The sequence below is a fragment of the Pseudomonas sp. MF08875 genome (assembly GCF_059862525.1).
In genome coordinates, this window is sequence record NZ_JCBCUW010000015.1 from 1 (window position 1) to 9,951 (window position 9,951).

The 9,951-nt window shown below is 60.2% G+C and carries 9 protein-coding genes; 6 read left to right on the forward strand and 3 right to left on the reverse strand.

Translation table 11 applies throughout. The features are described 5' to 3' along the window. Positions 1-194 precede the first annotated feature (194 nt). From AC19YT_RS10750 to AC19YT_RS10760, 3 genes are read left to right on the forward strand one after another with little or no spacing between them, the layout of a single operon-like run. Positions 195-1,304 (forward strand): YcaO-like family protein, encoded by a 1,110-nt coding sequence (locus tag AC19YT_RS10750; RefSeq protein ID WP_500610220.1) that lies wholly within the window; start codon positions 195-197, stop codon positions 1,302-1,304. A 10-nt stretch (positions 1,305-1,314) separates the two neighbouring features. Beyond that, positions 1,315-2,058: an ABC transporter permease gene (locus tag AC19YT_RS10755; protein ID WP_500598881.1), complete on the forward strand. Its 744-nt coding sequence runs from the start codon at positions 1,315-1,317 to the stop codon at positions 2,056-2,058. Continuing rightward, positions 2,058-2,765: an ATP-binding cassette domain-containing protein gene (locus tag AC19YT_RS10760; RefSeq protein ID WP_500598879.1), complete on the forward strand. Its 708-nt coding sequence runs from the start codon at positions 2,058-2,060 to the stop codon at positions 2,763-2,765. The genes AC19YT_RS10755 and AC19YT_RS10760 overlap by 1 nt, the downstream gene beginning before the upstream one ends. On the opposite strand, the gene AC19YT_RS10765 is transcribed toward AC19YT_RS10760, so the two are convergent. Continuing rightward, positions 2,759-3,253 carry an MgtC/SapB family protein gene (locus AC19YT_RS10765; RefSeq protein WP_500598877.1) on the reverse strand — a complete coding sequence of 165 codons (495 nt, stop codon included), beginning with the start codon at positions 3,251-3,253 and terminating at the stop codon, positions 2,759-2,761. The two genes, AC19YT_RS10760 and AC19YT_RS10765, sit on opposite strands and share 7 nt — an antisense overlap. A gap of 142 nt (positions 3,254-3,395) precedes the next feature. On the opposite strand from AC19YT_RS10765, the gene AC19YT_RS10770 reads away from it, so the two are divergent. The 3 genes from AC19YT_RS10770 to mapR all read left to right on the forward strand — a co-directional run bounded on the left by AC19YT_RS10770 (position 3,396) and on the right by mapR (position 6,828). After that, a complete protein-coding gene (locus tag AC19YT_RS10770) occupies positions 3,396-3,629 on the forward strand; it encodes a DUF3203 family protein (RefSeq protein ID WP_095109885.1) in 234 nt (77 codons plus the stop codon). A gap of 206 nt (positions 3,630-3,835) precedes the next feature. After that, the gene (gene ccoG / locus AC19YT_RS10775) at positions 3,836-5,248 is read left to right on the forward strand and encodes a cytochrome c oxidase accessory protein CcoG (RefSeq protein WP_095109886.1); all 1,413 of its coding nucleotides are present in this window, start codon (positions 3,836-3,838) and stop codon (positions 5,246-5,248) included. A gap of 170 nt (positions 5,249-5,418) precedes the next feature. Next, positions 5,419-6,828 carry a GntR family transcriptional regulator MpaR gene (gene mapR / locus AC19YT_RS10780; protein ID WP_500598872.1) on the forward strand — a complete coding sequence of 470 codons (1,410 nt, stop codon included), beginning with the start codon at positions 5,419-5,421 and terminating at the stop codon, positions 6,826-6,828. Between the two features lie 61 nt (positions 6,829-6,889). On the opposite strand, the gene AC19YT_RS10785 is transcribed toward mapR, so the two are convergent. Together AC19YT_RS10785 and AC19YT_RS10790 are read right to left on the reverse strand one after the other, a co-directional pair. Further along, on the reverse strand, positions 6,890-7,636 hold the full coding sequence (locus tag AC19YT_RS10785) for an SDR family oxidoreductase (protein WP_095109888.1): 747 nt from the start codon (positions 7,634-7,636) through the stop codon (positions 6,890-6,892). Positions 7,637-7,721: 85 nt separating this feature from the next. Beyond that, positions 7,722-9,791, reverse strand: coding sequence for a putative bifunctional diguanylate cyclase/phosphodiesterase (locus tag AC19YT_RS10790; protein ID WP_095109889.1), 2,070 nt, complete (start codon positions 9,789-9,791; stop codon positions 7,722-7,724). Between the last annotated feature and the right edge of the window lie 160 nt (positions 9,792-9,951).

Here is a 9,951-nt window from a genome sequence, read left to right on the forward strand (position 1 = left end):
CTGAGTCAGCTGCCGGTAATGCGTAGTCATCTGCGCTTGAATCCTTCGGTGTGAGAGCCTGGATTCTACCGGTGGCTGGCTCTCTGCCTCTCGTTTCAAGCGTTGCGCTTATTCTATGAATTCAGGGCCATAATCCTGGACTTCCCGGCACCCTCATATTCCAACCGGCGGGTGACTTAACGCTTCCAGATTCGGTGGAAACCGCCGATCAATGGTCAATCGCAGGCTCGGGCATTGGTACAGGTACACCGTCCGTTGTCACCGCATTGGGCGAGTATTTTGAAAGGCGTCATTTCTACAGAGAAATCACCCCCGACCTACACGCAACGCTAGGACACTCTCTCACCACCGATGAAATCTGTAGACTCGTCTATGCACTTGAACAAACAAGTGAGCGCACACTGACCGCTGCACAAATAAAAAAACATTCCTTTAATCTAAGCAAAGTGTATCGCACATCTGATTTCACACACTGCCACATCCCGACTGTTCTTTTATCATTGAGCTACCATTTATTAGAAGGCGATACCGTGTTCTATCCACGGCGAGACACCTGTGGTTGCAGCTTTCATTGGCGCGCGGAACATGGGATTAGTGGAGCAATAAGAGAACAACTGGAGCGGCAATTTCTAGCTAGGTTGTGGCTGACAAAAACATGCAACCGCGTCATCCGTCGCGAAGAAATAAACAATGTCCTTTCGAACAGCCGCACCGGCACCCTCTATCATACACTCGCAAACAGGGGTGAATTGGCGGCCATTGATATTTCGGACAGTAACTTCCCTGGCCTCTGCTTGCTGATGGTCTACGGGCAAAAAAATCCTAAACATCACGTTCAATATTGTGCGGGCTTGGCCTATACCGAAGATCTTGGTAGCGCCCTTGAAAAATCACTTGAGGAGCTGTGGCAAACATTCCGTTTTATCGACCGCTTCAAATCCACACACGGCAAAGAGTGCGACATCAAGGACACCTACCTCACTCACTTCTTAAAGTGCAACAGCTACAGCACATTCAGGGAAATAACGTCCGTTTCCCCTATTAACCACTCACCTGCCGTCCTGATCCGGCCCACCCTCAACGCCTTACTATCGTCACTGCAATCGCAGCAGATACAGGGTTATCTGTACCTGAAGCCCGCAAACATAAACAACAACCACTACTATTTTTGCAAATATATTTCTCCAGATTTATTCCTTCACATGGACAACTCAAACAACATCAATACTCGCAATCGATACTCCGAGCAGTTCTTATGCGATATACACCCTGACAGACAAGCCACCATGGTTCCATTTCCTTGAGAGGTGACCCATGAATAAACACACCCTACCCCGCTTGGTTGCTCTTTCTGCACTCTTTATCAAAGAGCAACTAAAAGAACCGATTGCGCTATTCTGGGTCATGCTCTCTCCCACGGCGGTATTTTATCTGGTGGCCTATTCCAGGGCCGGCAGCGCGTTTTTCGATACCCCCTACCGTGAAAGCACTTCTTGGTTTTACGCCTACATTGCCTCCAGCGTTTCTCTTTTTGGCTTTGCGCTGTACATCATCGGCAGAAGAGAAAGTGGATTCATGAGGTCATTCATCTATACCCATCGAGCCAAATGCTTGTTTTTATTTGCGCATTTTCTGGCGTACTCCTGCATTGCATTAGTTTACTGTGCAGTATTCTATGCGGGCACATTCTTTTCTTTCGGGGCGTTCAACCTTTATCAATTTTTTGAAATTCTACTGCGTTTTTATATCTGCTTCATAATATTCGGCACCCCGGCTTTATTGCTAACACTACTACCGATAAATTTCCAGACTGCCAACACGTTATTTTCAATTGCCTCACTGAGCTTATTGGTTCTGGGCATACTAAGCACCCACCAAACTGCCCCACTTATAGAGCGGATCAACCTTGCAAACCCACTAACCCTAAGTAATCGGATAATGCTCAACGGCGTCGATAGCAACCTACTGCTGATAACGGCAGGTATCGTACTATTTTTCTGCACGCTGTTGTTGACCTTGCGTTTCTTACGCATCAATCCCGTCTGGAGTCGCTACTGATGAATGCATTAGAAGCCCACAATATCCACTTCAAGTATGCACACAGGGTCTTGTTTCGCGATGCATCGCTTCAAGTCAAGCCAGGTTCTATTACCGGGCTGCTGGGGCCCAACGGGTCGGGAAAGACCACCTTTTTCGATATCATTTGCAAGCTGAAGAAAATACATGCGGGTTCCCTTACCAACAGTTTTCGCACGCAACTTTACTTATCCCAAACCCTCATGACGCCCCCGGTACTGCGCATGTTTGATATTTTCAAAATGACCACGCTGCTCTGCTCCGTGGCCCCTGTTAACCAACAACATGTATTAACAAAGCTGAATGAGTGGTGCCCCCATATCTTTGATCGCTACCAGCAAATCTGGAAGAAGAAATCCTCCATCTGCAGCTACGGGGAAAAACGCTGGTTCTTCACCCTGTCCCTGCTGGCCCTGGAAGCCGACCTGGTCATTCTCGATGAACCGACGGCCGGGGTAGACCCCGAGTTCAGGCACTACATCTGGCAATGCCTGCACGGCGCGGCATTGGAGGGCCGCGCCATCCTAGTTTCATCCCACAACATCGAAGAGATCGCCCAACACTGCGGCTGTTTTTACATGATTAGCCAACGTGCGTTCACCCCCTTCAGCAACGGTCAGAGTTTTATGAACCAGTACCAGGCAAGCACACTGGACGAGGCCTTCATCCGTGCAGCCGCCGCTCACTGATCCTTCTCCCACAACCGCACCACCCGTGGCATCACGCTGAATACCGCCAGGGCCAGCAAGGTGCTGAGCACGGCGGTGGCTTCACGGCCCAGGCCCGCCGAGACGCCGATGGCGGCGGTCATCCAGAGGCCGGCGGCGGTGGTCAGGCCCTTGACGTGGCCTTCATCGCCTTCGGTGTTTTTCAGGATGGTGCCCGCGCCGAGAAAGCCGATGCCGGCGATCACGCCTTGCACCACCCGGCTCAGGGCGTCGGCTTCGGCGCCGGCCATTTGCGGCACCAGCACGAACAGCGCCGCGCCCAGGGCCACGAGCATGTGGGTGCGCACGCCCGCGGCCTTGCCTTTTTGCTCGCGCTCAAACCCGAGGATGCCGCCCAGCACGGCGGCAATCAGCAGGCGTACGGTGATTTGGGTCAGTTGTTTGGCGTCGCCGATATCAGCGAATTCAGCTTGCAAGGTCATCCAGACCTCATGCCACCAGGCGTTCATGGTTGTTGTCCTGTTCCGTGGGTGTGCAGCGGTGGACAGCGGCGCACGCTGGAGGTGCACTGCGACCGCCAGTCGGTTGCGCAGAACCCTGGCCCCGGGCGGCTGCCTACCCCTTTACACACCATCACAAAGGGCCACGGCCATGAGCGTACGCATCGAAAACCAAACCTGTTTTTTTGACACCCAAGAGGTGCGTGAACAGCGCCCTGCCGCCGAGGTGACGATCCGCACCGATGAGGAAAAATCCATGTCCTTCGTCGACCTCAACGGCGCTCGCGTGTACATCACCGAAGCAGAAGCCGACGCCTTGACCGTCGCAGGCGCCGTGGACGGGCGCAAGCACTTGAAAGCGGCGGACAGTGATTCGGTGATTTGACTGACCCAGATCACAGACAGCCGCCAGCGCTTGCGTTAGCGCGCGGCGGCTCGCTGTAGCGGCGCGTACCGGGGTACGGCAAGTTGTCGCAGGGGCGCCGCCACGGGCCATCTGATCCGCTTTTTAATGCAATAGCTGAGTCTGTTATGCAAACAGATGAGTGGTCATAGTGCATCCGCCTGATGGAGGCTGATGAGCGAAAGACCATGAGCGAAAAAATCCCCGTCCGATTAGTAGAAACATTCGAGCCTTCACGCCCAAAGATGAAGGCCAAAACCAGCGACAACCAGATTCACACCCGCAGTTTCACCGGTTTGTTCCGCACCTTGCGCTTGAGCGGTGCCGGTTTTCTGTTCCTGGCCTTTTTCGGCACTGTGTGGCTGAACTGGGGCGGCCGCCAGGCCGTTTTGTGGGACCTGTCGGAAAGTAAGTTCCACATCTTTGGCGCCACGTTCTGGCCCCAGGATTTCATCCTGTTGTCAGCGCTGCTGATTATCTGTGCCTTCGGCCTATTCGCGATCACCGTGTTCGCCGGCCGCGTGTGGTGCGGCTACACCTGCCCGCAAAGCTCGTTCACCTGGCTGTTCATGTGGTGCGAGAAGGTCACCGAGGGCGAACGCAACCAACGCATCAAGCTGCAAGCGGCGCCCTGGAACCTGAATAAACTGCTGCGCCGCAGCGCCAAGCACACGATGTGGCTGGCCATCAGCCTGCTGACCGGGCTGACCTTCGTCGGTTACTTCACCCCCGTGCGGCCCCTGGCCGAAGAGCTGCTGACCCTGCAAATCGGCGGTGTGAGCCTGTTTTGGGTGCTGTTTTTCACCGGCGCCACCTACATCAACGCCGGTTGGCTGCGCGAGGCGGTGTGCATGCACATGTGCCCCTATGCGCGCTTTCAGAGCGTGATGTTCGACAAAGACACCCTGACCATCTCCTACGATGCCGCCCGTGGCGAAACCCGCGGCCCGCGCAAACGCGGGGTGGCCCCGGCCGAAACCGGGCTGGGGGATTGCATCGACTGCTACCTGTGCGTGCAGGTGTGCCCTACCGGCATCGACATCCGCGATGGCCTGCAAATGGAGTGCATCGGTTGCGCGGCCTGTATCGACGCCTGCGATTCGGTGATGGACAAGATGGGCTACGCCCGCGGCTTGGTCAGCTACACCTCCGAGCACCAGTTGCAGGGCGGCAAGACCCACCTGCTGCGGCCACGCCTGATCGGTTACTGTGCGGTGCTGGTCATCATGATCGGCGCCCTGGTGCTGGCGCTGGTGGAGCGGCCGATGATCTCCCTGGACGTGAGCAAGGACCGTGGCCTGTTCCGCGAGAACAGCCAGGGCCAGATCGAGAACATCTACAGCCTCAAAGTCATCAACAAGACCCAGGAACGCCAGCAATACACCGTGTCGCTGGTCGATGGCGAAGGCTTCGAGCTGCACGGCAAGACCGAGCTGAGCCTGGCGCCGGGGGAGATCGTTGACGTGCCGGTGTCGGTGGCGATGATCGCCGACCGCCCGAGCAGCAGCTCCCAGCAGATCAGCTTCAAGGTCAGCGACAGCGACGAGCCGCACATCCACAGCGTGGCCCATAGCCGCTTCGTGGCGCCGTTGAACCGTTAGACTGCGCCAGCGAACGTGTGTAGGAGCGGGCCTGCCCGCGATGGCGGCAGTACAGACGATAGAGATGTATCGGCTGTACCGGCCCTATCGCGGGCAGGCCCGCTCCCACAGGGATCTGTTCTCATACTGGCTTTTCCCCTCCACTGCCCACCGTCAATGCTGAGTCCCCGATGAAACGCTACGAAAAATTCGCCGACGACATTGCCGAACTGATCCGCTCCGGGGTACTGGGCCCCGGCCAGCGTGTGCCCTCGGTGCGCTACGCCAGCCAGACCTACGGCGTGAGCCCCTCGACGGTGTTCCAGGCCTACTACCTGCTTGAGCGCCGGGGCCTGATCCGCGCCCGGCCGCGCTCGGGCTATTTCGTCAACACCCATGCGCCGAGCCCGTTCTGCGAGCCGGTCATCAGCAGCCAGGTGAACGAGTCCACCGAGGTGGATGTGAGTGAACTGGTGTTCTCGGTTCTCGATTCCATCAAGGACCCCACCACCGTGCCCTTTGGCTCGGCGTTCCCCAGCCCCACCCTGTTCCCGTTGCCACGCCTGGCCCGCTCCATGGCCAGCGCCAGCCGTGAGATGGACCCGCGCATGGTGGTCACCGACATGTCCCCGGGCAACCCGCAACTGCGCCGCCAGATCGCCCTGCGCTACATGGTCGGCGGGCTGATGTTGCCCATGGAGGAGTTGCTGATTACCAACGGCGCCCTGGAGGCGCTGAACCTGTGCCTGCAAGCCGTCACCGAACCGGGCGACCTGGTGGCCATAGAGGCCCCGGCCTTTTACGCCAGCCTGCAAGTGCTGGAGCGGCTCAAGCTCAAGGCCGTGGAAATCCCCGTGCACCCGCGTGACGGCATCGACCTGGGAGTGCTGGCGCAAACCCTGGAACGCCACCCGATCAAGGCCTGCTGGTGCATGACCAGTTTCCAGAACCCCATGGGCGCAACCATGCCCGAAGCCAAGAAGCAGGAACTGGTGGAGCTGCTGCGGGTGCACCAGGTGCCGTTGATCGAAGACGACGTTTACGCCGAACTGTACTACGGCCAGCAGGCACCCAAGCCCGCCAAGGCGTTCGACACCGAAGGGTTGGTGATGCACTGCGGCTCGTTCGCCAAGAGCCTGGCCCCCGGCTACCGCATCGGCTGGGTCGCCGCTGGGCGCTACGCGCAGAGAATCGAACGGCTGAAGTTGATGACGTCGCTGTGCGCCTCGATGCCGGCCCAAGCCGCCATCGCTGACTACCTGCAACACGGCGGCTACGACCGCCACCTACGCAAGTTGCGCTACGCCCTGGAAGAACAGCAAAGCGCCATGCTCGCCGCCATCGCCCGCTACTTCCCGGCGCAGACCCGGGTCAGCCAACCGGCCGGTGGCTATTTCCTGTGGCTGGAGTTGCCGCAGCAGACCGACTCGCTGAAGTTGTTCCAGATGGCCCTGGCCCAAGGCATCAGCATCGCGCCGGGGCCGATCTTTTCGCCGACCCAGCGCTTTGGCAACTGCATCCGCCTGAACTACGGCAGCCCCTGGGACGAAGCGGCGGAACAGGCCATGGAAACCCTAGGGCGGATCGTGCGTTCGTTCTGAACAGGGGTGGTTGTAGCCAGCGGGCGAGCCCGCTGCTACAAGGCATGGCGCGCAGAGGGGGTCAGCGGCCGCCGCCCAGATCGACGAAGGTACCGGTGGCGTAGGAAGCCTTGTCCGACAACAGCCAGATAATCGCCTCGGCCACTTCTTCGGGGCGCCCGCCGCGCGCCATGGGGATGCCCGATTCCAACTTGCTGACCCGGTCCGGGTCGCCGCTCAGGGCGTGGAAGTCGGTGAAGATGTAGCCCGGGCGCACGCCGTTGACGCGAATGCCCTCGCCCGCCACTTCCTTGGACAACCCGATGGTGAACGTGTCCAGCGCGCCCTTGGAGGCGGCGTAGTCAACGTACTCCCCCGGCGAACCGAGGCGCGCCGCCACCGACGAGACGTTGACGATGCTGCCGCCCTGCCCGCCGTGCTTGGGTGACATGCGCAGCAACGCGTGCTTGGCGCACAAAATCGGCCCCAGCACGTTGGTCTTGAGGGTGCTCAGGATGCGGAACTCGGACATCTGCTCGACCCGCGCTTTGTGCCCCACGGTGCCGGCATTGTTGACCAGGGCGGTGACGCGGCCCAGTTCATGGTCAACGCGCTGGAACAGCGTGATGACCTCATCCTCGATGCTCACATCGGCGCGCACCGTGATGGCCTGGGCACCCAAGGCGCGCACCTGTTCAAGGACGCGGTGGGCGGCCTCGTCGTCGGCCTGGTAGTTGATGCAGATCCGGTAGCCCTGCTGCGCGGCCAGCAGCGCGGTGGCGGCGCCTATACCGCGGCTGGCGCCGGTGATGACGATAACTTTGTCCATGCGGGTCCTCTCCCCTCTAACCTCAAGCGTTGCGCGGCAAGGATACCTGCCGGCGCTGGCTTTTGCATGGCGCCGGGCCAGTATCTCACTGTTCGGCGCGGACAATCTCGGCCATAAAACCCTCGGCCGGCAGCGGACGGCCCAGCAGGTAGCCTTGCAGCGAGTCGCAGCCCAATTGGGTGAGAAAGTCCTGCTGCAGGTTGGTTTCCACCCCTTCGGCGACGATGCGCAGGCCCAGGGCCCGGCCCAGGGCGACAATGGCCGAGACGATGGCGGCATCGTCGCTGTCGTGTTCCAGGTCGCGGACAAAGCCGCGGTCGATCTTCAACTCGTTGGCCGGCAGGCGCTTTAAGTACATCAGGCTCGAATAGCCGGTGCCGAAGTCGTCGATGGACAGGTCCACGCCCATCTGCGACAGCTCGTTGAGCACCGTCATGCTCGCGTCGGCGTCGCTCATGGCGGTGGTTTCGGTGATTTCCAGGGTCAGGCTGTTGGCCGGCAACTGATGGCGCAGCAGCGCACTGGCAACGCTCTTGACCAGCCCGGCGTGGCAGAACTGCAACGCCGAGAGGTTCACCGCGATGCGCCAATCGGTGTAGCCCAGCAGGTACCACTGGCGCATCTGCCGGCAGGCCTCGTTCAGCACCCAGTCGCCGATGGCGATAATCAGGCCGGTTTTTTCCGCCAGTTCGATAAAGGTGTCCGGCGGCATCAGGCCATGTACGGGGTGCTCCCAGCGCAGCAGCGCCTCGGCGCCCACCGGGCGGCCGTTGCTGGCATCGAACTTGGGCTGGTAGTGCAGGCGCAACTGGTTGAGCTCGACGGCGGCGCGCAGGTCTTGGAGCAATTGCAGCTGCTTGCGCGCGTTGGAGTTCATCGACGCGTCGAAAAAGCGGTAGCCGTTCTTGCCGGTGCCCTTGGCGTTGTACATCGCCGCGTCGGCGTTCATCAGCAGTTCCTGGGGCGTCTGGCCGTTGCCGGGGTAGACCGCGATGCCAACACTGGCGGAGATGTGCAGGTCATGCTCGGCCACCCGGAACGCGCGGGAGATCAGCCCCACTTGGCGCGCAGCCAGGCGCAGGGCATCGTCCGGGGCGCCGAGGTGCACCAGCAGCACGAACTCATCGCCGCCAATGCGCGCCAGGGTGTCCTGGCTGCGCAGGTCTTCGCGCAGGCGCAGGCCCACCTCGCGCAGCAACTGGTCGCCCATGTGGTGGCCGAAGGCGTCGTTGACCGGTTTGAAGCCATCCAGGTCGATGAACATCAGGGCAAAACAGCCGCCCTGCTCCTGCACCACGTGCATGGCCTGGTCGATGCGGTCGGCCAGCAGCACGCGGTTGGGCAGGCCGGTGAGGGTGTCGTGCAGGGCCAGTTGGATCAGTTCTTCGTTGGCCAGGGTCAGGGAACGGGCCAGGCCCGCGGTGCGTGATTCCAGGCGGGCGTCGAGGACCGAGGTCAGCAGCGCGATACACAGCACCGCCAGGGTGGTGACCAGCACCAGGTTGTCCAGGCCCTTGCCGCTCAAACCGTCCAGCGCCGCGCCGCAAAAACTGCCATCGGCGAAACGGGCGGCGGCCATACCGGTGTAATGCATGCCAACAATGGCCATGCCCATCACCACCGAGGCCCCACCCCGGGCCAGGCGCACGTAGGGTGTGTTGCGGCGCAGGTGGAAGGCGATCCACAGCGCCGCCGCCGAGGCGCCGACCGCAATCAGCAGCGAGGCGCCGAACAGCGTTGGGTCGTAGTCGATGCCCGGTTGCATGCGCAGGGCCGCCATGCCGGTGTAGTGCATAGCGGCGATCCCGGCGCCCATCACCAACGCGCCGAACCCCCATTGCCAGGCCGGCAGGCGCGGCTGGCTGACCAGCCACAGGGCAAAGCCGCTGGAGAGGATGGCGATCAACAGGGACAGCAAGGTGATGCCGATGTCATAGCCCAAATCGATGGGCAGGCGCACGGCCAACATGCCGATAAAGTGCATCGACCAGATGCCCACGCCCATGGCAAAGGCCCCGCCGCCCATCCACAGGTACACGGCGCGGCCACGGGCCGTGGCGATACGGCCGGTGAGGTCGAGGGCGGTGTAGGAAGCCAGGATCGCCACACACAGGGAGATCAGGACCAGCGCGGGGGAATAACTGCCGATGAGCATGGGACTTCTCGTAAACGATGACCCCATCGGCGTCCATGATCCGGGGCAAAGAGCACGATTGTACCGATTGCCTGGGGGAAGGTGCTGACAAATGTTATCAATAGGCCACTATTCAGATGGAAGCCTGGCACTGTATTTGCGATGCCCCCCCTGTGGGGGC